At 33.1% G+C, this 22,390-nt stretch carries 22 protein-coding genes; 14 read left to right on the top strand and 8 right to left on the bottom strand.

The window, feature by feature from the left end; all coding sequences use genetic code 11:
- The first annotated feature begins 82 nt into the window (after positions 1-82).
- The 3 genes from BSF41_RS19655 (at position 83) to recQ (ending at position 3,731) form a co-directional block, all read left to right on the top strand.
- Entirely contained in the window at positions 83-1,051 is a 969-nt protein-coding gene (locus tag BSF41_RS19655; protein WP_095931202.1) for a deoxyhypusine synthase family protein, read from the top strand.
- An 8-nt stretch (positions 1,052-1,059) separates the two neighbouring features.
- Complete coding sequence (locus tag BSF41_RS23820) at positions 1,060-1,473, top strand: DNA primase (RefSeq protein ID WP_172426943.1); 414 nt, start codon at positions 1,060-1,062, stop codon at positions 1,471-1,473.
- A gap of 143 nt (positions 1,474-1,616) precedes the next feature.
- Positions 1,617-3,731: a DNA helicase RecQ gene (recQ, locus tag BSF41_RS19645; protein WP_095931201.1), complete on the top strand. Its 2,115-nt coding sequence runs from the start codon at positions 1,617-1,619 to the stop codon at positions 3,729-3,731.
- Positions 3,732-3,872: 141 nt separating this feature from the next.
- Here recQ and BSF41_RS19640 read toward each other — a convergent pair whose 3' ends face one another.
- The 4 genes from BSF41_RS19640 to BSF41_RS19625 form a co-directional block, all read right to left on the bottom strand.
- Positions 3,873-4,388 (bottom strand): DinB family protein, encoded by a 516-nt coding sequence (locus BSF41_RS19640; RefSeq protein WP_095931200.1) that lies wholly within the window; start codon positions 4,386-4,388, stop codon positions 3,873-3,875.
- Positions 4,389-4,400: 12 nt separating this feature from the next.
- Positions 4,401-6,986, bottom strand: a complete 2,586-nt coding sequence (locus tag BSF41_RS19635) for a phosphoenolpyruvate carboxylase (protein ID WP_095931199.1) — start codon at positions 6,984-6,986, stop codon at positions 4,401-4,403.
- 92 nt (positions 6,987-7,078) lie between these two features.
- Positions 7,079-7,558, bottom strand: a complete 480-nt coding sequence (locus BSF41_RS19630; protein ID WP_008468989.1) for an Lrp/AsnC family transcriptional regulator — start codon at positions 7,556-7,558, stop codon at positions 7,079-7,081.
- A gap of 77 nt (positions 7,559-7,635) precedes the next feature.
- Positions 7,636-8,790 carry a M14 metallopeptidase family protein gene (locus tag BSF41_RS19625; RefSeq protein WP_095931198.1) on the bottom strand — a complete coding sequence of 385 codons (1,155 nt, stop codon included), beginning with the start codon at positions 8,788-8,790 and terminating at the stop codon, positions 7,636-7,638.
- Positions 8,791-9,101: 311 nt separating this feature from the next.
- On the opposite strand from BSF41_RS19625, the gene BSF41_RS19620 reads away from it, so the two are divergent.
- The gene (locus tag BSF41_RS19620; RefSeq protein ID WP_095931197.1) at positions 9,102-9,551 is read left to right on the top strand and encodes a helix-turn-helix transcriptional regulator; all 450 of its coding nucleotides are present in this window, start codon (positions 9,102-9,104) and stop codon (positions 9,549-9,551) included.
- 84 nt (positions 9,552-9,635) lie between these two features.
- Here BSF41_RS19620 and BSF41_RS19615 read toward each other — a convergent pair whose 3' ends face one another.
- Positions 9,636-10,187 (bottom strand): 1-acyl-sn-glycerol-3-phosphate acyltransferase, encoded by a 552-nt coding sequence (locus BSF41_RS19615; RefSeq protein WP_095931196.1) that lies wholly within the window; start codon positions 10,185-10,187, stop codon positions 9,636-9,638.
- Between the two features lie 64 nt (positions 10,188-10,251).
- Here BSF41_RS19615 and BSF41_RS19610 point away from each other — a divergent pair, with 64 nt between their 5' ends.
- The 6 genes from BSF41_RS19610 to BSF41_RS19585 all read left to right on the top strand — a co-directional run bounded on the left by BSF41_RS19610 (position 10,252) and on the right by BSF41_RS19585 (position 14,975).
- Positions 10,252-10,917 (top strand): spermidine synthase, encoded by a 666-nt coding sequence (locus tag BSF41_RS19610; RefSeq protein ID WP_095931195.1) that lies wholly within the window; start codon positions 10,252-10,254, stop codon positions 10,915-10,917.
- Between the two features lie 4 nt (positions 10,918-10,921).
- On the top strand, positions 10,922-11,599 hold the full coding sequence (locus BSF41_RS19605) for a peptidoglycan DD-metalloendopeptidase family protein (RefSeq protein WP_095931194.1): 678 nt from the start codon (positions 10,922-10,924) through the stop codon (positions 11,597-11,599).
- Positions 11,600-11,605: 6 nt separating this feature from the next.
- Positions 11,606-12,082, top strand: a complete 477-nt coding sequence (locus BSF41_RS19600) for a hypothetical protein (RefSeq protein ID WP_095931193.1) — start codon at positions 11,606-11,608, stop codon at positions 12,080-12,082.
- 11 nt (positions 12,083-12,093) lie between these two features.
- Positions 12,094-12,618, top strand: a complete 525-nt coding sequence (locus BSF41_RS19595) for a hypothetical protein (RefSeq protein WP_095931192.1) — start codon at positions 12,094-12,096, stop codon at positions 12,616-12,618.
- Positions 12,619-12,665: 47 nt separating this feature from the next.
- Complete coding sequence (locus tag BSF41_RS19590; protein ID WP_095931191.1) at positions 12,666-13,136, top strand: nuclear transport factor 2 family protein; 471 nt, start codon at positions 12,666-12,668, stop codon at positions 13,134-13,136.
- 96 nt (positions 13,137-13,232) lie between these two features.
- Positions 13,233-14,975, top strand: a complete 1,743-nt coding sequence (locus tag BSF41_RS19585) for an APC family permease (protein ID WP_095931190.1) — start codon at positions 13,233-13,235, stop codon at positions 14,973-14,975.
- A gap of 215 nt (positions 14,976-15,190) precedes the next feature.
- Here BSF41_RS19585 and BSF41_RS19580 read toward each other — a convergent pair whose 3' ends face one another.
- Complete coding sequence (locus tag BSF41_RS19580; RefSeq protein WP_095931189.1) at positions 15,191-16,678, bottom strand: aminotransferase class V-fold PLP-dependent enzyme; 1,488 nt, start codon at positions 16,676-16,678, stop codon at positions 15,191-15,193.
- 182 nt (positions 16,679-16,860) lie between these two features.
- On the opposite strand from BSF41_RS19580, the gene msrA reads away from it, so the two are divergent.
- Both msrA and BSF41_RS19570 read left to right on the top strand, forming a co-directional pair.
- On the top strand, positions 16,861-17,394 hold the full coding sequence (gene msrA, locus BSF41_RS19575; RefSeq protein ID WP_095931188.1) for a peptide-methionine (S)-S-oxide reductase MsrA: 534 nt from the start codon (positions 16,861-16,863) through the stop codon (positions 17,392-17,394).
- 190 nt (positions 17,395-17,584) lie between these two features.
- Positions 17,585-19,153, top strand: a complete 1,569-nt coding sequence (locus BSF41_RS19570; RefSeq protein ID WP_095931187.1) for a YdiU family protein — start codon at positions 17,585-17,587, stop codon at positions 19,151-19,153.
- 106 nt (positions 19,154-19,259) lie between these two features.
- On the opposite strand, the gene BSF41_RS19565 is transcribed toward BSF41_RS19570, so the two are convergent.
- Together BSF41_RS19565 and BSF41_RS19560 are read right to left on the bottom strand one after the other, a co-directional pair.
- Positions 19,260-20,228, bottom strand: a complete 969-nt coding sequence (locus BSF41_RS19565) for a YpdA family putative bacillithiol disulfide reductase (protein WP_095931186.1) — start codon at positions 20,226-20,228, stop codon at positions 19,260-19,262.
- A gap of 1 nt (position 20,229) precedes the next feature.
- A complete protein-coding gene (locus BSF41_RS19560) occupies positions 20,230-20,703 on the bottom strand; it encodes a CYTH domain-containing protein (protein WP_095931185.1) in 474 nt (157 codons plus the stop codon).
- Positions 20,704-20,885: 182 nt separating this feature from the next.
- Here BSF41_RS19560 and BSF41_RS19555 point away from each other — a divergent pair, with 182 nt between their 5' ends.
- Positions 20,886-21,797, top strand: coding sequence for an OmpA family protein (locus tag BSF41_RS19555; protein WP_095931184.1), 912 nt, complete (start codon positions 20,886-20,888; stop codon positions 21,795-21,797).
- 17 nt (positions 21,798-21,814) lie between these two features.
- On the top strand, positions 21,815-22,357 hold the full coding sequence (locus tag BSF41_RS19550) for a hypothetical protein (RefSeq protein WP_095931183.1): 543 nt from the start codon (positions 21,815-21,817) through the stop codon (positions 22,355-22,357).
- Positions 22,358-22,390 lie beyond the last annotated feature (33 nt).

Raw genomic sequence — 22,390 nt, 5'->3', positions numbered from 1 at the left:
ATTTTTCTTAAAAAATTCTTAATTTGCATGAACATCCAAAAAGGTTAAAACTTTTTAATTCAAAAAAAAAAAAACAAAAAAAATGAAAGGACCAATCAGTCAGTTTATTGAAAAACATTATTTGCATTTTAACTCTGCTTCATTAGTAGATGCTGCAAAAGCTTATGAGCAGCAATTAGCTGATGGTGCTAAAATGCTGGTAAGTATGGCTGGCGCAATGAGTACAGCAGAAATTGGTAAAATTTTTGCCGAAGTAATCAGACAGGACAAAGTGCATATTATTTCATGTACTGGAGCAAACTTAGAAGAAGATATCATGAATTTAGTAGCTCATTCTCACTACGAGAGAGTTCCTAACTATCGCGATTTAACACCAGAAGACGAATGGGCTTTATTAGAAAGAGGATTAAACCGTGTTACAGACACTTGTATTCCTGAGCATGAAGCTTTCCGTCGTTTGCAAAAACATATTTACAAAATTTGGAAAGACGCTGATGACAAAGGTGAGCGTTACTTCCCGCATGAATTTATGTATAAAATGTTATTGTCTGGCGTTTTAGAAGAATATTATGAAATTGATCTAAAAGATAGCTGGATGTATGCAGCTGCAGAGAAAAACTTGCCGATTATCGTTCCAGGATGGGAAGATAGTACAATGGGGAACATCTTTGCTTCATACGTAATTAAAGGAGAATTAAAAGCGTCTACTATGAAATCTGGAATTGAATACATGACTTTCCTTGCGGATTGGTATTCTAAAAACAGTTCAAACGGAATTGGATTCTTCCAAATCGGTGGTGGTATCGCAGGTGACTTCCCTATCTGTGTAGTGCCAATGCTATACCAAGATATGGAAATGCACGATGTTCCATTTTGGAGTTATTTCTGCCAAATTTCAGATTCAACAACTAGTTATGGATCTTATTCTGGAGCAGTTCCAAATGAAAAAATCACTTGGGGTAAATTAGACATCAAAACCCCAAAATTTATTATTGAATCGGATGCTACAATCGTTGCGCCGTTAATTTTTGCATACTTATTAGATTTATAAGATAATTTATGAAAAGAGTTATAGTAGACTACGCCAAACTTACCAACGAAATTTTAAACCTTTTGGTTGAAAAATTTCCTGATGGTTATGATGATTCGGATGTTATCCGTTTTAGAAATGCTAAAAACGAATTGGTTGAAGCTGTAGAAGTTCGTACTGAAGACACAATTTACTTGGTGAAAATTAGTACTAAACTTGCTGACAGAATTGAAAACTACGATGAAGATGATGATTTAGATGTTGATGTAGATGCAATTGCGCCAGTTAAAGGTATTGATCTTGATGATGATATTAGCAATGACGATGACGAAGATGATGATAATCTTGATAAGCCAGATACTGACAGTGGTGACGATGATGACGATGAAGATGACAAAGCAGATACTGAATATGATGAAGAAGACGAAGACGATGAAGATTAATTCATTTTCTTTTTAATAAATAAAGGAACTCTATTGGGAGTTCCTTTTTTTTATGATGAATAAGAAACAAACAAAACCAAATTATATTTTTATTTTTATAGGATTATTTTTACATTTAAATCTTGGATAAAAAATATATGCCTATGACTTCAGAAATTCTACATACTACACTAAAAGAAAATTTTGGTTTCGAAAGATTCAGACCCAATCAAGAAACCATAATTAATACCATTTTGTCAGGACAAGATACCTTGGCAATTATGCCCACTGGAGGTGGAAAATCAATATGTTTTCAACTTCCCGCTTTAATTCTACCAGGAATAACAGTTGTCATATCGCCTTTGATCGCTTTAATGAAAGATCAGGTTGATAGTTTAAAAACCAACGGAATTTCTGCTTGTTTTATTAATAGTAGCCAATCTTCTCAAGAGCAGCAATATTATATTGATAATTTAAAAACAAATCATTTTAAGTTAGTTTATATCGCGCCTGAAAGTCTTTCTTATTTGGATATGGCTTTCAATGAGTTGAACATTAGCTTAATAGCAATTGATGAAGCACATTGTATTTCGTCTTGGGGTCATGACTTTAGACCTGCTTATACTAATTTGGGTTATTTGAAAAGTCGTTTCCCTTCTACTCCAATTTTGGCCTTAACTGCGACTGCTGACAAAGCAACACGAACAGATATAACCAAGCAATTAAATCTTAAGAATCCAAAAACGTTTATCGCTTCTTTTGATAGAGCAAATTTGAGTCTAGAAGTTCGTCCTGCTTTAGATCGCGTTAAGCAAATCATTGATTTTATTGAAAGCAAACCCAATGAATCTGGAATAATTTATTGCTTGAGTCGTAAAACTACAGAAGAACTTGCTGAAAAACTTAAAAAGAACGGAATTGAAGCTAAAGCATATCATGCAGGCCTAGATAATGAAACACGTGCCAAAACTCAGGATCAATTTATTAATGACGATTGTCAAGTAGTTTGCGCTACAATTGCTTTCGGAATGGGAATTGACAAATCAAATGTTCGTTGGGTCATTCACTACAATCTTCCAAAAAATATAGAAGGATATTACCAAGAAATTGGGCGTGCGGGCCGAGATGGTTTGCCAGCTGAAACCGTTTTGTTTGAAAGTTACGCCGATGTAATTCAATTGCAGAAATTTGCATCGGAAGGATTGAACTCTGATATTCAGCTTGCAAAGTTAGATCGTATGAAGCAATATGCCGATGCTGTAAGCTGTCGCAGAAAAATTCTGCTGTCTTATTTTGGCGAACTGGTAACTGAGAATTGCGGAAACTGCGATATTTGTAAAAATCCGCCAACTTTTTTTGATGGGACGATTCTCGCGCAAAAGGCTTTGTCGGCAATTGTGCGATTAAGAGAATCTGAGTCTCTAGCTGTAATTGTTGATTTTTTGAGAGGCTCGAGAAACGCGTATATTTACGAAAAAAATTATCAAGAGCTAAAAACGTACGGAATTGGCGCTGATGTTTCTTGGTACGATTGGAATCAATATCTTATTCAGCTTATCAATTTAGGATATTGTGAAATTGCTTTTCATCAGCACAATAAAATTTTGCTTACTCCCTTTGCGAAGAAAGTTTTGTTTGAAGGAGAAAAAGTAAAACTGACAACAGTTGTCAAAAAAGTAATTGATAAAAACGAAGCCAAAGAAGCAAAACCAAAAGCTGCTAAAAATTCTCTTTTTGAAACGCTTAGAAAATTACGTTATGAAATCGCTCAAGAAGAAGAAGTTCCCGCGTATGTTATCTTTAGTGACGCATCATTAAGACAAATGGAAGTTTTAAGACCAATGTCTGATGAAGATTTTCTTGCTGTGGAAGGTGTCGGTAAAGCTAAACTAGAAAAATACGGAACCGATTTTATAAATGTTATAATTGAATTTCAGCGAAATAAATCGGTTGTCAAAAAAGAGAAAAAAGAGAATACTTATAAAAAAACGTTAGAATTATTTCAAGCCGGACTTTCTGTGAAGGGAATTGCTGAGCAACGAAATCTCGGCGAAACTACAATCATTTCTCATTTGGCTAAATTATACGTTGACGGAAATGATATAGATTTAAGTCAATTTGTTTCTGAAGAGGAAATTCTTCAAATTGAAAAAGCTCAGATTGAATTAGAAAATCCAAATGCACTAAGACCTTACTTCGATTATTTTGAAGAAAAAATGTCTTATGACAAAATTCGATTTGGATTGGCGTTCCTGGAGAGAAAGCATCAAACAGCATAAAAAGGCTTCGACTTCGCTCAGCCTGACATACCAATTAATAAACTATCTATTCCAGGCTGAGCGAAGTCGAAGCTCACGTTTCTAAAAGCAAAAAACTGTACTTTTTCAAGTACAGTTTTTTTTTTATATACAAAGTATATTTTACAAATATCTCTCTTCAAAAACTTTCTGATGGTGTTTTTGATGTCCAATCATTACAAAACCTAAAGCACGAACAGAAATCGGATTGTTAGACGCAGTTCCAATTCTCTTCAACTGTTCTTCGGATAAGCTTTTGTAAAATAATAAAGTCGAATGTCTTACCGCTGAAAATTCAGTAAGCAGATCTTGAATACTTCTGCTGTTTGAATTTGTATTGTCTGCATAATCATTTTCCTCAAAGCTTGGTAAAGGCGTTTTGTCGTTTCTTGAAAAACGCAAAGCACGATATGCAAAAATTCTCTCCGTATCTATTACGTGCTGAATAATATCTTTAATGGTCCACTTCCCTTCCGCGTAGCGATAATCAAATTTATCCATTGGAATATTTTGAACAAATCGAATGAACTCGTGAAGAGAAATTTCCAATTCTTCAATTAAAATACCATCTCCGGCTGCTTTAATGTAAGTTTCAAAATGACCTGAATATTCATTTTCCAATAATTCTGATGCTCTCATTTTTTATTTTTTTTAAGCTGAGTTTCTACTTGCATTCGTATTTCCGAATAGTGATCTCGTTACGATTTTCTCATAAACTTTAATCAACTCTTCATCAGGAGTTTGTTCTTTGTTTAGCTCATTGATTCTCAATAAAGCATATTGCTGAATTGTCAATAAAGGCAAAACAATACGCTCTCTTATTTGAATAGAAGCAATACCATCAGGATAATTTTCCATTAATGTTTTATGATCAGCAATTTTCAACAAAAGACGTTTTGTTTCTGAGAACTCATCGTAAATAATCTGCCAGAATTCGCCAAACTCAGGATCATTTTTCATGTAAGCTGTCAAAGGCAAGAATGATTTTGCTAATGACATCATACTGTTTTCAAGCAAAGTTTTGAAAAACAATGAATTGTGATATAAATCGCTTACTTTGTTCCATTGACCAGATTCTTCAAAATGTTTTAATGCCGAACCTACTCCAAAAAACCCAGGAACGTTTTGCTTTAATTGACTCCATGAACCTACAAACGGAATTGCTCTTAAATCGGCAAAATCTAAAGATTCAGATTTACTTCTTTTTGAAGGACGGCTTCCGATATTAGTCTTAGAATAATATTTAAGCGTACTCATTTTTTCTAAATACGGAATAAACTTTGGATGGTTTTTGAAACTTAAATATTTCTCATAACCTAAATTAGCCAAATCCGTTAAAATTTGAGTTTCATCAGCTGTTAGTTCATTTTTCTCTTTACTAAATACTTGATTTGTAACACCGGCACTCAATAAGTTTTCGATATTGTAACGGCAAGAATCTAAAGTTCCAAAATTAGAGCTAATAGTCTGACCTTGAACTGTAATTTGAATCTCGTTGTTTTCAATTTTTGGACCTAAAGAAGCGTAGAATTTATGTGTTTTTCCACCGCCACGAGCTGGAGGTCCACCACGTCCGTCAAAGAAAATAGCTTTAATTCCGTATTCTCTAGAAATTTTAGTCAGCGAAATTTTAGCTTGATAAATACTCCAGTTTGCCATTAAATAGCCGCCATCTTTAGTTCCGTCAGAGAATCCAAGCATAATGGTCTGTTTGTTTCCTCTAGATTTCAAATGTTTAGCATATTCTGGATTGGTATACAACTGTTCCATAATAGCATGTGCATTTTGCAAATCGTCTACTGATTCGAAAAGCGGAATAATATCAACTGTTGGTTTTTCCCAGTTATTCAAACGAATCATGGCAAATGTTTCCATCACATTCAGCGCGCTTTCGTTATTACTGATAATGTAACGGTTTGCTCCTTCTTCACCATTATTTTGCTGAATGGTTTTAATGGCTTGCACCGATTCTAAAGTATATCTTGTAATTTCATTTTCGAAATCAACAGGATTTAGATTTCCTTTTACTTTAGAAAGAACATCAATTTTTTGATCTTCTGTCAATTCGAAATAATTCTTAGGAAAAACATCTGAACCAGAATTCAAATAGTAATCTACCACATCTTTGAAAACGGCATTATGAATTTTACTATTCTGACGAATATCTAAAGTCGCAAAATGGAATCCGAACAAATTAATTTTTACTAGAAAAGCATCTAATTCATCCAAATATAAAGATTGATGTTTCTCTATAATTATAGTTCGAATTTTGTTTAATTGTGTCAATAATTCTTCTAAAGTAATAAAGATATCTCCTTTAGAATAGAATACAGAACGGTAAAGCTTATGTTCAAGTTCTGCTACTAAATCATCTACACCTGAGAAAGTTAGCTTGCGTTTTAAGTTTCTCATTTCTACATAATAGCACTTTAAAATTGAGGTGCGCAAACGATCTGCAACTTTAAGTGTAATATCTGTAGTAACAAAAGGATTTCCGTCACGATCACCCCCTGGCCAGAAACCAAGTTTTACTAATTGATTATGAATCGGATTTCCGTTTAAAATGTTTTTCTGCAAATAATGTACAATTTCTCCTGCAGTAGCATAAAATACATTTTCTAGGTACCAAATTAAGCTTACTGCTTCATCATAAGGATTTGGTTTTTCTTTCTGAATGAAAGGCGTTTTTCCTAATTGAGCAAGTAATTGTTTAATTTGAAGCAAATCATTTTGACGAATAGCTTCTGTCAAGTCATTTATAATTCCTAAAACGGGTCCTGGATAAAACTGAGTAGGATGCGCTGTTAAAACTGTACGAACGTTAAAGTTTTCTAGAAACTCTACCAATTCGTCATCTTTCTCTTTAGCATCAGATTTCTCCTTAATATCACGAAGAGATCCACGCCCTTCCATATTATTAACTTCTGGAAAAGCAGCATCTTCAATGGCATCAAACAATACAATCTGACGTTCTATATATTGAATAAATCGAAACATAAGATCGATTTTTTCGTCTTCAGAAGTATTGTTTAAAAATTTATTAGAAAAGAAATCTACGATTTCTTTTGGTGTTTCTTGTTTTTTAAAGCCCGTTTCGCAAGTCTCTGTAAATAAAGGAAGTAAAACCCCTGTGTTATCTATAGAGTCAAAAGGTAATGTTATGAAAACACTATTATAAATGTGGTATTTTGAGAGAACGTCTTGATTAAAACGCTCAATTTTTGGCAACGTATACATAATCGTGTTATAGTTGGTTGGTTAATTAGTCATAAAAAAACCCCAAGAATAAACTTGAGGTTATATTTTAATATAGCATTCAAGAAAAGTTATTACATATTTTTGAAAATAGTATGCATCAAACGCTTCTTATCGTTTATACTTTCCTCTAATGAAATCATTGTTTCTGTTCTGTAAACACCATCAATATCGTCAATCATAAAGATAACTTCTTTCGCGTGCTTAGTATCTTTTGCTCTAATTTTACAAAAGATGTTGAATTTTCCTGTAGTTACAGAAGCTACAGTTACGAATGGAATTTGATTGATTCTCTCTAATACAAATTTAGTCTGAGATGTATTATTTAGAAAAACCCCTACATAAGCAATAAATGAATAACCTAATTTATCGTAATCCAAGGCTAATGAAGACCCCATGATGATACCGGCATCTTCCATCTTTTTAACTCTAACGTGTACTGTACCAGCAGATATCAATAGTTTTTTTGCAATGTCAGTAAACGGAACTCTCGTATTGTCTATTAACATATCTAAAATCTGGTGATCTACTTCATCTAAACGAAATTTACTCATAATTGTTTAATTAATATTACTAATTGCTATTACAAAGTATAAAATTATATATAAAAAACAACAAATTCACATAAAAATTAACTTTTTATTAATCCGTTAACAAATTTAACATTTTTATTTAAATAAAAATTTGCTTTCTGACCCGTTTTTGGAAAATTTTGGAAATCGTCCGAATATTCTGCGCCTTTTGCGTCGTATTCGTAATGACCAAAATAATTTTCCAGCTCACCTACTTCTACTATGTAAGCATTAAAATGAATCTTATTTTCGATTAATTCCTCTTTGTATTGTGCGACAAAATTCGTAATAATTTCGATACCATCATAATTTATTTTGACATTTTTATACATAAAATCATAAAAAACCACGTTATTTTGTGAAATATTCAAATATTCGGAAAATCTATTGTCAACTAAATCGTTTTCGGATATCAGCTTGAAGCTTAAAATTAACGAGAAAAATATGAATTTCCTAGTAATTTCTCGCTCGTAATCTTCTGGAAAGTGGCCAGCCTCAAATAAGATAGTAGGAACACCTAAAAATTGAAAAGTGTCTCCTATACAATTAATATTGAATGAGTCATCAAATCGGCCAACCTGTCCGGGAATGTATTTTTGAAGTTCTTCATTGATTCCTGCAATAATATTGATCGCTTTCAATCTATTATCGTTTACTTCTCTTTCTTCATTATAAGAAGGAGCTAGAAAAGAAACTGTTGCTGGTTTTCCTGTCGTTCCTGCTCCAAAGATTGTTCGCTGGTCATGTAGGTTAAAACAGAAATCAGGTTTAAATTTTTCAAATACTTCGCGTAGAACTTTGCTTTCTGGTTGTGTCAGGTTTTGAGAATCACGATTTAAATCTACTTCATTTGCATTTGCTCGTGTATAAAGTCTCGCTCCATCAGGATTAAGTATCGGAATACAGTAGAAAGTAAAAGTCTCCAGCATTTGCTTAGCAAAATCAGTATCGCCATTTAATAAATTAATGAAATCAAATAAAGATTTAGTTGTTGTGCTTTCGTTACCATGCATTTGAGACCATAAATAAACACGTAACTTTCCTGTTCCGATTTGGTAACTATATATAGGTTCGCCTAAAACAGATGTACCAATAATCTCCACTTGGCCATTTGTATTTAACTTATCTAAAAGAGGTTTTATATGATCTAAAGTAAGATATCGTCCAGATATTGACTTTTCTTTGTATTGCGTAAAAAGCTGTTCTAAATTCATTGTATTTTGATTAGTTTACAAAAGTAAATATCTTTATTTTTACAATTGTAAACAAAAGAAAAATTTAATAATTTAGATTTGTAAACAGTTTTATAAAGTATTTATCCATTTACGCTTTAACTTGTTTTAATAGAGCTGTTTAATTCATTTAAGATTCATAAATATATTAATTTCAGTTAATTATAAAGCTTTACATAAATTTTATATTTAACATAAAACTAAAGTCCTATTAAAAATGAAACAACAAGATTGGAGTGTTCTTTCTTTTTGTTTACATTTGTAAATAGAACAATTTAAAACATTAATTCACAATGGTAAACATAGATGATTTTGTAAAAAGACTCGAAACCATATTAGATTATTATGGTTTAAATGCTTCTACCTTTGCAGATAAAATTGGTGTGCAACGTTCTAGTATGTCTCATCTTTTATCTGGTAGAAACAAGCCAAGTTTAGATTTTGTAATGAAAATTCTGGAGGTTTTCCCTGATGTTGATCTGTATTGGATTTTAGTTGGGAAAGGAAGTTTTCCTAAAAACCATGACGAAAATTTAGAAATTCCAGAATCTCCTACTCCAATTTCATCCAATGAAAATATAGGTACAGATTTGTTTTCTTCCATTGAAAAAAATGAAGAAGAAAAGAGCGAAATAAAAAAAGTATCACCTTCAAAAAATGTAAATATTAATTTTGAAGATGATGAAATTGAAAAAATAGTCTTATTCTACAAAAATGGAACTTTTAAAGCCTATTCTCCATAATATAAAAATTAGCGCGTATTTGATTCTTAGTCCAGAAAATTTTCAAATATGCAATTCTCGCGCGTTTGAAAAAATTCTCAGAAATTACAATTTGACTCCATTTTCAGGAATTTTCCCCAAAACTCCTTCATAGTGTTTTTTTAAGATTTCAAAATCGGCTTCATAATTTCCAGTTGGATAAAATGGCTTGCCCAGATTTACTTCTTTTTTGCCCCAATCAAAAGCTACGGGAACAATTGGAACATTCGCTTTAAGAGCGATAAAATAAAATCCTGTTTTAATTTCTTTTACTTTTTTTCTAGTTCCTTCTGGAGCAACAGCTAAACGAAAGATTTCTTTTCTGTCAAAAATTGCAGCAATAGAATCTACTTTATTTAATCCGCCGGAACGATCTAAAGGCTCTCCTCCAACATTTCTAAAATAATAACCGAACGGAAAACGAAACAATTCTTTCTTTCCTACCCAATTCATCTGTAGTCCAGAGATGCCTCGAGTAAAAAGTCCGATATAAAAATCGTGATTACTCGTATGAGGCATCACCATGAGTATACATTTTTTAACTTCTGCATTTTCGATTCCTACTATTTTCCAGCCCATTAGCTTAAAAAAGACGAATTTATATAATAGTTTTTTCATTAAAGATATAATATTTCGTGCAAAATAAAAGATTTAATGGTAAATTTGAGTAAAAGCATAAAAAATGATTCGAAAATTTTTCAGTTACTTAATTCCAATAAAAATATTTAAGAAAAAATCGACCCGAAGTAAAATGATCGAAGTTACCTGGGCAAATGGAGAATTAGTATTGGACACTGAAAACACCAATTATTCGTACGGAAGTCTACAGCGTATATTAAGGTACGGACTTCGAAATATTGGTTATGATAAAATTCTAGAAATGGAACACATCTTATTATTAGGTGTTGCTGGTGGAAGCGTAGTTAAAACATTAGTAAATGAGATCGAATATAAAGAAAAAATAACTGGGGTAGAAATAGATCCCGATATGATTGAGATTGCAAATCAGTATTTTAATCTTAATCAAATTAAACAGTTGGAAGTGGTTATTGATGATGCATTTGAATTTGTTTTAAAAACAAAAGAGAAATACGATCTCATAATAATTGATATTTTTGAAGATACACATATGCCTTACTTTTTGTTTGAGAAGTTTTTTGTAGATAGAATCTGCACGATTTTAAAAGATGCTGGCTTTGTTTTATTCAACACCATGATATTAGACGAAGCGCATAATGTTCGAAATAGAAAGTATGTGACAGAAGTTAATCCGAAATTGTTTCAAACCAAAATGTTACCCCGAATAGAAGTACATAATGAATTAATAATTATAAATAAAGTTGCCTAGTTTTATGAAGCCCCTTACCTCAATCTTAAATGCCCAGCCACCTACTAAAGTTATTGATGCCTCAATTAATATTTCAGAATACACGCCGTTAAATTTATCGGTTTCTAATGAGGAATTAGTAAGTCAAAAATTGGATACCTCAGAAGATTTTGAAAAATACATTTCAAAATTTTTAAAAGAAAACAACGCTAAAGTTGCATTTGGCGGTTATATAGAAGGAAGATTTTTATATCAAAGAAGTCCTATTTTTTTAGATGTATCCAAACCCGAACGTAATATTCACATAGGATTAGATTTATGGGCCGAAGCTGGAACAGCTGTTCTTGCTGCCCTTGACGGAGTTGTTCATAGTTTTAAAAACAATATTGGCCTAGGAGACTATGGACCGACTATTATATTGGAACATGAAGTAGAAAATGAGAAATTTTATACTTTATACGGACATTTATCGTTAGAAAGTATAGAAAATTTAAATATCGGAGACCAATTTAAGAAAGGCGAAAAGATTGCGACTTTAGGAAATGCCTCAGTAAATGGAGATTACGCCCCTCATGTACATTTTCAGATTATCCATAATATTGGCGATTATTGGGGAGACTATCCAGGCGTCTGCAATACAAATGACCTAAACTTTTATATCGAAAATTGTCCCGATCCTAACTTATTATTAAAAATTACTTAAATAGTTATGAAGAAAGCAGGATTGATTATATGTTTGTTATTGTTAATTGGATGTAAGTCGAAAACAGTAAGTAGAGATACAGAAGATTTAAAAATTAAAAAAGTTTCTGGAGAAGAAGTAAATGCAAATCAGCAGCGAAAAGCGTATGATTTAGGAAAGAGAGTTTTAGAAACTTGTAACACTTCAAAATTTAAACCTTTTAATGAAACTGAAGTTACTAAATCGGTTATGGAAAACACTACAGAAGAGCGTTTAACAAAGACCTGCCAAAGATTTAGACAATATTACGGAAGTTTTATAGATTTAAAATTGGATGGAGTTTACAAAACCAAACAAGAAGTCATTTACCGCTATCATGCCTTGTACACTAAAAAAGTGGCCAATAAAGAATTACGCATTTTTGTAAATGAAGATAATCTTATTTCTGCCATAAAATCTATGGATTGGGATGAGAAATTTGATGCCAAATTAGCCGAACAATAAATACCATATATATGAATTTTAAACTGTCACTACTCCTATTATTTTTTATTTCAACTTTTGCTTCGGCACAGCAAACAATGAGTGTAAAAGGTTCAGCTCCCTATCCAGCAACACAAGAATACACTTTTATTTGCGAAAAATATGCTTACTCTGGCGAAATTAACGTTCAAATAGCTAAGACGGAAAAAGGAGGCATTTTAAAACTAACTGTTTCAACAGCAAGTGACAAAGCAAAAATTGCTGGTGGCGTTTATGTCGATTTAACCAATGCAGATGTAATTGCGTGTACAGATAAAAACGTAAAAGAATCTGCTGACGGAAAAACAACTGCCTACTATTATTTTACTCCCGCAGAATGGCTGAAACTTAAAAAGACCGATATTTATGCGATACGGTTTATAATTGCTGGAGGGCCAGATATTTCAGGGAATCTAACGGGACATTTTACTGCTTACAGCAAAGTGAAGTATTTCTCAACAGCATTTGATAAAACAAAAAAAACATTTGATACAGCAAAAGAAATTAGTGTTTTGTAATGATTTTTTAATTTAATAAACCTTATATTTAACATAAATATATTTTTATGAATGCAAATGAGGCTTTAATTGCAAAATTCTATACTGCTTTCGCAAATGCAGATGCTAAAACGATGAGTGAATGCTATCATCCGAAAGTTCATTTTATAGATCCAGCTTTTGGATTATTAAAAGAAGAACAGGTTTCTAAAATGTGGGAAATGTTACTTCTAAAAAGTAAAGGCAATTTAAAAATCGAATTTTCAAACGTAACTGCCGATGATTCGACTGGTTCAGCAAATTGGACCGCTACCTATAATTTTAGCAAAACAAATAGAAAAGTTGTCAATAAAATCTCTGCCCATTTTATTTTTCAAGACGGATTAATTATCAAACACACCGATAGTTTTGATGTGTGGAAATGGTCAAAACAAGCTTTTGGCATTACGGGCTATTTATTAGGTTGGACAGGATTTTTTCAGAAGAAAGTTCAATCGCAAGCCTTATCAGCACTGAAACAATTTCAGAATGCCAAATAAAACAATACGTTACAACTAGATATCACTATTTGCCTCACGCCCGATTCTAATTTTTTTGTTACTTAATTTTACTAAAAGTGTAAATTTTAGATACTAATGAAAGAAATCGTACACAAAAAATTAAATGAATTACAGGCAACTGCAATTTGCGGAAACGACATTAGCTCTTCTTGCTTATATGTTTCAGCGTTAACCATTTTATATGCAGGTCAATATGCTTGGATTTCACTTCTAATTGTTGCTGTTGTATTATTTCTTTTCCGTAAAATTTACGCTGAAGTTGTTGGAGCAATTCCCTTAAATGGTGGTGCTTACAATGTTTTATTAAACACTTCGACCAAACGTCTGGCTTCTTTAGCAGCGACTTTAACGGTTTTATCCTATATGGCAACTGCCGTAATTTCAGCTTCTGAAGGAATGCATTATTTGCACGGAATCTTTGAAGGTCTAAATGTAACCATTGCAACAGTAGTCGTTTTAATTTTGTTTACGGGATTAGCCATTTTAGGAATTGGAGAATCGGCATTTGTGGCCGTCATTATTTTCATGACACATATAGGGACTTTGACTTTGCTGGTTTTAGCATCAGTTTGGTTTGTCCTAACTCACGGATTAGATACTTTTCACATCAATTGGCAAACACCTATTTCATCAGGAAGCATACAAACGGCTCTTTTTCTTGGTTTTTCGGCAGCCATGTTGGGCATCTCAGGTTTTGAGAGTTCGGCCAATTTTGTTGAAGAACAAGAACACGGTGTTTTTCCTAAAACACTTCGAAACATGTGGGGAATTGTAAGTTTCTTCAATCCCGTAATTGCTATTTTGTTAATCAGCGTAATTCCGCTAACAGAAGTTGGAGAAAATAAAGAATCACTTTTAGCGCATTTAGGAGAAACAACAGGTGGATCTTGGTTAGCATGGCTTATCTCTATAGATGCTGTTATGGTGCTGTGCGGAGCTGTTTTAACCTCATTTGTGGGGGTTTCAGGGCTTTTAAACCGAATGACATTAGACCGAATTCTTCCTAATTATTTTCTAAAACAAAACAAAAGAGGTTCTCATTATAGAATTGTTTTAAGTTTTCTAATTCTTTGTATTTCTGTTCTTTTTGCGACAAACGGGCATTTGGAATCTCTTGCTGGAGTTTATACTTTTTCATTTTTAGCTGTTATGGCTCTTTTCGGAATCGGAAATCTGCTTTTAAAATACAAACGCAGAAAACTGCCAAGACCAGAACGTGCGCGAGGTATTGCGGTCGTAATTGCGGTAGTTTCTGTAATAGCTGCTTTTTTTGGAAACATGCTCCTCAACATCAATTCGTTTTATACCTTTTTGCAATATATGATTCCAGCCTTACTCTTTATTGGAATTATGCTCAATCGTGTTATCTTAATACGTCTATTAATAGAAGCTTTAGAATATTTCTATCAGCCACTGCGTAAAATGGTTATTCTGAGTAATCGTTATCTTGAAAAACTAAGTTCCGAAATTAACTCTCAAGAGTTTGTTTTCTTTACAAAAGGAGATGACATTACAATCTTGAACAAAGTCTTGCAATACGTTGAAGACAACGAAACTACAAAGAAATTAAAAATTGTTCATGTCAAAAAAGATCCTGTAGACAACGAAGCACTTAAAAAAGATCTCGAAGTTTTAGATCGCGCTTACGGCGGACTAGATATAGAATACATCGAAATTGAAGGCACATTTGGTCCCGAAATAATCGACGAGCTTTCTGAAAAATGGAAAATCCCAAAAAACTTTATGTTTATCGGTTCTCCAGGAAACAAATTCTCTTACCGTGTAGCCGATCTTGGTGGTGTACGATTGATTATGTAATTTTTAAGAAGCAGAAAAATTTGTGTTTTCATAAGAAATAACAAAATTAATTGCCTTAGAAGACCTTTGTCAAAGTTTCAAACTTTGACAAAGGTTATACGTAAAATTGACAAACCCGACAGGTTTCAAAAACCTGTCGGGTTTACTAAACTTTGCGTTCTTTAAAAATATTTTTATAGAAAAAACTTTCGCGAACTTTGCGGTTAAATAAAAATCTAAGATTTAAACCAACTTTCAACTAGTTCATCTTCAAACGAAGTTGCATCTTTATGAATAAACTCGTTACGCATTTTATCATAAGAATAATCCAATGCCCAAGTTTTATGATTTGCTGCCAACTCTTTTATACTTTCACAAACAAAAGCAATTTCCTCATCTGTAGTCGTTGGGTGAATCGACATTCTAATCCATCCCGGCTTTTTAATTAAATCACCAATCGTAATTTCATTAACCAGCTTATTAGAAGTTTCTTGATCAACATGTAATAAATAATGACCGTAAGTTCCCGCACAGCTGCATCCTCCTCTAGTCTGAATTCCGAAACGATCATTCAAAATTTTAACACCCAAATTAAAGTGAAGATCATCAATAAAGAATGAAATGACCCCCAGACGTTCTTTGTGTTGCCCTGCTAAAATTTTGATATTTTCGACAGAATCTAATTGAGAGAAAACATAATCAACAATTTCGTGCTCACGCTCCATGATGTTTTCAATCCCCATTTCTTCTTTCAATTCAATGGCAAGCGCGATTTTAATAACTTGTAGAAAACCAGGTGTTCCACCATCTTCGCGATCTTCAATATTATCGATGTATTTATGCTCACCCCAAGGATTTGTCCAACTTACCGTTCCTCCTCCAGGGCAATCAGGAATCATATTATTGTATAATTTCTTATTGAAAATTAAAACCCCAGAAGTTCCTGGCCCTCCTAAGAATTTATGTGGAGACATAAAAACAGCATCTAAATAGGCTTCTGGATCAGCAGGATGCATGTCAATTTCTACATAAGGTCCAGAACAAGCAAAATCAACAAAACAAACACCATTGTACTGATGCATCAATTTTGCCGCTTCGTGAAAAGGAGTTCTTAATCCAGTAACATTCGAACATGCTGTAATAGAAGCGATTTTTATCGTTCTATCTTTATATTTTTCTAATAAAACTTCAAGATTTTCTAAATTGAAAAGCCCTTTCTCGCAAGAAGGAATAATTTCTACATCTGCAATAGTCTCCAACCAAGAAGTCTGGTTAGAATGGTGCTCCATATGCGAAATAAAGACAATTGGCTTTTTCTCAGCAGGAACATTGGTAAAACCTTTCAAGTTTTCAGGAATTTTCAATCCCAAAATACGTTGGAACTTATTGATAACTCCCGTCATTCCAGTTCCATCCGTAATTAACACATCATCATGATTGGCATTAGCATGACGCTTAATAATATGTCTAGCATGATGATACGCTTTTGTCATGGCAGTACCAGAAACAGTCGTTTCTGTATGTGTATTGGCAACAAATGGCCCAAATTGATTCAATAATTTTTCTTCAATAGGGCGATATAATCTTCCGCTGGCAGTCCAATCGGTGTAAATTATTGATTTTCTGCCATAAGGTGACGTAAATTCTTGGTTTATACCGACAATATTTTGTCTAAATTCCTGAAAATAAGTTTCCAGGGTCATGGTACTATTTTTGCTATTCATTAGTTGTGCCTTGTGTTTGACTGCAAATATATAGTTTTTTTACAAAATTGCGAATTTATCAATACTAAACTTCAAACACTACGTTACCGTTTGGTATTTTTAGTTAAAAGAACTTTTTTTTAATAAATTATCATAATATCCTATCGAATTAATAGGCATTAAATTTAAAGAAAGCATTATTTATGGGAAATTTATCAGTTGCTACCTTTGGTGGCGGATGTTTTTGGTGTATTGAGGCTGTAATTCAGCGTATAAAAGGTGTAGAATCTATAAAATCGGGTTATTCAGACGGATTTATAAAGAATCCTGCTTATCGCGAAGTATGCACGGGTAGAACAGGACATGCTGAAGTGATTCAAGTAACTTTCAACCCTGACATAATTTCATATCATGACTTAATTTTCATATTCATGACAAGTCATGATCCAACAACTTTAAATCGTCAAGGTGGCGATAGCGGAACGCAATATCGTTCTATCATTCTATATCATAATGACGAACAAAAAGAAATTGCAGAAAAAGTATTTGAAGAAGTTCAGCCTGCATATCCAGATCCAATTGTAACCCAATTAAAGCCTTTTGAAGTTTTTTACGAAGCCGAAGATTATCACCAGAACTATTATAATGAAAATCAAGAAGCTGGATATTGCCAAGTTGTAATTGATCCAAAAATTCAAAAACTTAAAAAAATGTATGCTGATAGGTTAATCAGCTAAATTTAGTTCTAGCCACAGATTACACAGATTAAAAAAGATTTTCTGTATTATCCATTTGCCACGAATTACACGAATTCGCACGAATCTTATTTAAACTAAGCCTAAAAATTAGTGGAAATTTGTGCAATTCGTGGCAAACAAAAAAATCCTTCTATTCTGTATAATCTGTGGCAAAAAGAAAATCAACAAAATGAAAAATCTTAAAATAAAAAATCGTTTTACTGCCGAATTACCAGCAGATCCAGATTTGACAAATGAAATTCGTCAGGTTAAAGACACGCTGTTTTCGTACGTAAATCCAGTAAAACCTTCCAATCCAAAATTGATTCATGCTTCTCAAGAAGTTGCTGAATTGGTTGGTATTTCTAAAGATGAAATTCAATCAGAGGAATTTTTAAATGTTTTTTCTGGAAAAGAAATTCTTCCAGAATCACATCCTTATGCAATGTGCTACGCAGGACATCAATTTGGAAACTGGGCAGGACAATTAGGCGACGGTCGTGCAATCAATCTGATGGAAGTAGAAAACAACAATCAGTTTTATACTCTGCAATTAAAAGGAGCTGGAAAAACTCCCTATTCTAGAACTGCAGATGGATTGGCTGTTTTACGTTCTTCTATAAGAGAGTATCTATGCGCCGAAGCAATGCACTATTTGGGTGTTCCTACTACTCGATCGCTTTCTCTTGCTCTTTCTGGAGATCAAGTTTTAAGGGATATTTTGTATAACGGAAATCCTGCTTATGAAAAAGGTGCAATTGTTTGTCGTGTTGCTCCTTCATTTATTCGTTTCGGAAGCTTTGAAATGCTAACGGCTCGAAATGAGTTGAAAAATTTGAAACAGTTTGTAGAATATACTATTCAACACTATTTTCCTGAAATAAAGGGCGAACCCAAAGAACAATATTTACAATTCTTTCAAAAAGTTGCCGATACAACTCGCGAAATGATTCTGCATTGGCAACGTGTCGGATTTGTACATGGTGTAATGAATACCGACAATATGTCGATTCACGGAATCACAATCGATTATGGCCCATACGGATGGCTTGAAAATTATGATCCAGACTGGACGCCAAATACAACCGACAGCCAAAATAGAAGATATCGTTTCGGAAATCAGCCTCAGGTAGCTCAATGGAATTTGTTTCAATTGGCTAATTCGCTTTATCCTTTGGTTAATGAAGCGGCACCTTTAGAAAAGATCTTAGATTCATTTATGACAGAGTTTGAAAATGATTACAAAACAATGTTTTTAAGCAAATTAGGTATCTTTACTTCAAGTGAATCTGATAATAAAATTATTAAAGGTTTAGAGGAAATTTTGCAGTTATCAGAAACCGATATGACTATCTTTTTTAGAAATCTGAGTAAAATTAAAAAAGAAGATTCTGTAGAACAAGCATTCGAAAAAATAGAATACGCTTTTTATATTTCAGAAGAAATAAAAGAAAACATTCTCGATGCTTGGCAAAAATGGTTTACGGTTTATTTGAAAAGATTAAACGCAGAAGAACTTTCAGATGAAGAAAGGGCTTTAAAAATGAATCAAATTAATCCGAAATATGTACTTCGAAATTATATGGCTCAATTAGCCATAGATGCTGCAGATAAAGACGATTACTCTTTGGTTGATGAATTATTTCAGCTTTTGAAAAATCCATATGATGAACAGCCTGAATCTGAAAAATGGTTTGCCAAACGTCCAGATTGGGCAAGAACTAAGGTGGGATGCTCTATGTTATCTTGTAGTTCATAAAAGTTTTTTGCCACGAATTACACAAATTCACACCAATTTCTATACTTTAAGAATAAAAATTAAACGGATAAAATTGGTGTGAATTTGTGTAATTCGTGCCTTACTTTTACTTTGAGCTTATATAATCTACAATCAGATTAGCATGAACTCTCGAGTTTTCTATAAACCACTTATGCGTCTGCATTCCGCCGCAAACTACACCAGCAAGGAATAAACCTTCTACATTAGTTTCCATGGTTTCAGGATTATAAACTGGAATTTTTAATTCATCTTCAGAAAGTTTAATACCCATTTTTTCTAGAAAAGTAAGATCTGGCTTATAACCCGTTAAAGCTAGAACGAAATCATTTTCAATTGTAACTTTTCCGTTTGGAGTTTCAATTTCTACTTCATTTTCTCTAATTTCGGTGATATTAGATTCAAAATAAGCTTTAATACTTCCTTCTGCAATTCGGTTTTCAATATCGGGTTTAACCCAATATTTTACACGGCTATTAATTTCGTTTTTACGAATTACCATGGTAACCTCTGATCCTTTTCTCCAGCATTCTAAAGACGCATCTACAGACGAATTATTAGCGCCTACAACCAAAACTTTTCTAAAAGCATATTCGTGCGCTTCTTTATAATAATGGCGTACTTTGGGTAAAGCTTCACCTAAAACATTCATTTCAATCGGAATATCATAAAAGCCAGTTGCAATTACCACGTTTTGAGCTTCATAATTTCGTTTGTCTGTTGTAATCTTAAAAATTGCGTTTTGTTTTTCAACACTCAGAACCTTTTCAAATAAATTGATATTGAATTTAAAATAGCGATGAATATTTCTGTAATATTCCAAAGCTTCCTGACGTCCTGGTTTTGGTGCCAAACAATTAAACGGAATCTCGCCAATTTCTAATCTTTCTGCTGTAGAAAAAAAGGTCATGTAAAGTGGATAGTTGAAAATGCTATTAACGATCGCACCTTTTTCTATAATTAAATATTTAAGTTTTTTCTTTTCAGCTTCTATCGCACAAGCCAGACCAATTGGTCCGCCCCCCACAATAATAAGGTCGTATTTTGATTCTGTCATTTTATTTTTGCCAATCTTTAAATGGATTTTTGCTTAAGTAAGCATTGTAATATCTTTCGTCATTTGTTACTTCTTCGCCCAACCATTCTGGCTTTTCAAAAGTTTCATTTTCAGAATTTAACTCGATTTCAGCCATTACCAAACCTTCATTTTCTCCATAAAACTCATCTACTTCAAAGATATGCTCTCCAGATTTTATTTCGTAACGTGTTTTTTCAATTTTGCCCTTTTCGCATAATTTCAATAGCTCTTGTGCTTCATCTAACGGAATTTCATTTTCCCATTCAAAACGAGACATACCACCGCTATGGCTTATTCCTTTTATGGTTATAAAGCCTTTGTGCCCTTTAATCCTAATCCGAACTGTACGCTCAGGAGCAGAACTCAAATAACCCTGGGCAATATTATTCTGAGTAAAAGCTTGACTCTTGAAATCATTGGATTTCACAAGAAACTTTCTTTCTATTTCGACCATTTTAACTGTAGATTATTTTTTATGCAAGTTACTCATTTTAATCAAGTCTTTGAACGTATAAAAATCGAAAAACAAGTCATTTTTTTTGCTTCACTTTAATGTATAAACATTAAAATAACTGATTATTAATGTGTTATGATTATTATTTTAATTAAATTTGATAGAATCTTAATCCGAAATATATGTCTAAAAAAGCACTTTACCTGTTAGGCATTGCAATAACCATCATTTTGGGTACTTTTTTATATCTGAAATTTTGCTGCAATTGCTGCGAAAAAACAACAACGGACATTACTCCAAAAACAGTTACTCCTACTGTCACAGAGCCCAATTTTGTTCCGTTTGTATTAAATGGTCCCGGACTTAATTATCAGACAAATGATAATTTGAAGTTCCTTAAAAACAGTGCAAAGCTTATTATGCCTGTAAGCGACTCGGTCACAACTGGCATCGATAACTTAAAGAAATTCTTAGAAGCAAATCCGAAACAGAAAATTACAATAACTGGTTACGCGACTTCGGACGAAACAAATTCTACTACTTTTGAAAATCTAGGTCTGGCGAGGGCCAATGATGTTAAGAATTATTTTGTTTCAAAAGGATTGTTAGAAAATCAGTTTTCTACTAAAGGCACCATTATAGATAAGTGGAAAATGAGTGGCGACACACTTCTTGGGCCTGCAGAATATTTATTTGAAGCAATAGATTCTACTGCAACATCAAATGATGAGTGGAGCGCATTAAAAGCAAAAATAAATGCTGATCCGTTAATTCTCCACTTCAACACCAACAAATCTAGCGAGAAATTAAGCGATATTGAGAAGCAAAAAGTTACTGACATCGCCAAATATGCCGAGAACGTAAAAGATGCGGTGATTGTAGTGATCGGGCATTCTGATAATGTTGGTAATCGCGATTCAAATATTGTTTTAGGACAAAAAAGAGCCGATTTCTCAAAAAATTATCTCTCTAAAAACGGAATCGATAATGCGAGAATTGAAACACAATCTAAAGGTCCTGACGAGCCTATTGGCGATAATAATACTTCAGAAGGAAAAGCTTCAAACAGAAGAACTGTAATTACCATTAAATAACATAAAAATATACGATCATGAATATACCTTGTATCTTAATACCTATTCTAATAGGCTTAATTTGTGGAATCTTAGGTTATTTACTAGGAAAAATGAATTCTAAAAATGATGATTCGCTTTCAGCATCGCTTCAAGCTGATTTAGATGCCTGTAAAGCGAATACACGAAACTTAAATGCAAAAATCGCTACACTAGAAGCAGATTTGGCGGCAAAAACCAAAGCTTCGGTACAATCTTTTGCAACTGCACCTGCAGACATTGTTTTTGATGCTGGTTTGGCGGCAAATGTCTTAGGCAAGAAAATTAAAGAAAATGATTTAAAAATTGTAGAAGGAATTGGTCCTAAAATAGAAGCGCTGTTTAATGCCTCAGGAATCAATACCTGGTACGAGCTTTCACAAGCTTCTACCGAAAAAATGCAGTCTATTCTTGATGCTGGCGGAGAAAATTACGCCATGCATAATCCGAGCACATGGGCAAAACAAGCACTCTTGGCTTATCAAGGCAAATGGCAGGATTTGAAAGAATGGCAAGAAAATCTTTTGGGAGGAAAAGAGTAAAAAATAGGTTCAAAGGTACACAGTTTCAAAGGT

The organism is Flavobacterium sp. ACN2 (assembly GCF_002303885.1).
Lineage (GTDB): Bacteria > Bacteroidota > Bacteroidia > Flavobacteriales > Flavobacteriaceae > Flavobacterium.
Note: the sequence above shows the minus strand (reverse complement) of the source record. Positions and strands in the feature narration are given on the sequence as shown.

Coding starts and splice junctions, on each gene's coding strand:
- BSF41_RS19580 (WP_095931189.1), bottom strand. CDS start 16,678: ATGAATAGCAAAAATAGTACCATGACCCTGGAAACTTATTTTCAGGAA.
- BSF41_RS19610 (WP_095931195.1), top strand. CDS start 10,252: ATGATTCGAAAATTTTTCAGTTACTTAATTCCAATAAAAATATTTAAG.
- BSF41_RS19585 (WP_095931190.1), top strand. CDS start 13,233: ATGAAAGAAATCGTACACAAAAAATTAAATGAATTACAGGCAACTGCA.
- BSF41_RS19595 (WP_095931192.1), top strand. CDS start 12,094: ATGAATTTTAAACTGTCACTACTCCTATTATTTTTTATTTCAACTTTT.
- BSF41_RS19600 (WP_095931193.1), top strand. CDS start 11,606: ATGAAGAAAGCAGGATTGATTATATGTTTGTTATTGTTAATTGGATGT.
- BSF41_RS19570 (WP_095931187.1), top strand. CDS start 17,585: ATGAAAAATCTTAAAATAAAAAATCGTTTTACTGCCGAATTACCAGCA.
- BSF41_RS19555 (WP_095931184.1), top strand. CDS start 20,886: ATGTCTAAAAAAGCACTTTACCTGTTAGGCATTGCAATAACCATCATT.
- BSF41_RS19630 (WP_008468989.1), bottom strand. CDS start 7,558: ATGAGTAAATTTCGTTTAGATGAAGTAGATCACCAGATTTTAGATATG.
- BSF41_RS19640 (WP_095931200.1), bottom strand. CDS start 4,388: ATGAGAGCATCAGAATTATTGGAAAATGAATATTCAGGTCATTTTGAA.
- BSF41_RS23820 (WP_172426943.1), top strand. CDS start 1,060: ATGAAAAGAGTTATAGTAGACTACGCCAAACTTACCAACGAAATTTTA.
- BSF41_RS19550 (WP_095931183.1), top strand. CDS start 21,815: ATGAATATACCTTGTATCTTAATACCTATTCTAATAGGCTTAATTTGT.
- BSF41_RS19635 (WP_095931199.1), bottom strand. CDS start 6,986: ATGTATACGTTGCCAAAAATTGAGCGTTTTAATCAAGACGTTCTCTCA.
- BSF41_RS19560 (WP_095931185.1), bottom strand. CDS start 20,703: ATGGTCGAAATAGAAAGAAAGTTTCTTGTGAAATCCAATGATTTCAAG.
- BSF41_RS19590 (WP_095931191.1), top strand. CDS start 12,666: ATGAATGCAAATGAGGCTTTAATTGCAAAATTCTATACTGCTTTCGCA.
- recQ (WP_095931201.1), top strand. CDS start 1,617: ATGACTTCAGAAATTCTACATACTACACTAAAAGAAAATTTTGGTTTC.
- BSF41_RS19625 (WP_095931198.1), bottom strand. CDS start 8,790: ATGAATTTAGAACAGCTTTTTACGCAATACAAAGAAAAGTCAATATCT.
- msrA (WP_095931188.1), top strand. CDS start 16,861: ATGGGAAATTTATCAGTTGCTACCTTTGGTGGCGGATGTTTTTGGTGT.
- BSF41_RS19620 (WP_095931197.1), top strand. CDS start 9,102: ATGGTAAACATAGATGATTTTGTAAAAAGACTCGAAACCATATTAGAT.
- BSF41_RS19605 (WP_095931194.1), top strand. CDS start 10,922: ATGAAGCCCCTTACCTCAATCTTAAATGCCCAGCCACCTACTAAAGTT.
- BSF41_RS19615 (WP_095931196.1), bottom strand. CDS start 10,187: ATGAAAAAACTATTATATAAATTCGTCTTTTTTAAGCTAATGGGCTGG.
- BSF41_RS19655 (WP_095931202.1), top strand. CDS start 83: ATGAAAGGACCAATCAGTCAGTTTATTGAAAAACATTATTTGCATTTT.
- BSF41_RS19565 (WP_095931186.1), bottom strand. CDS start 20,228: ATGACAGAATCAAAATACGACCTTATTATTGTGGGGGGCGGACCAATT.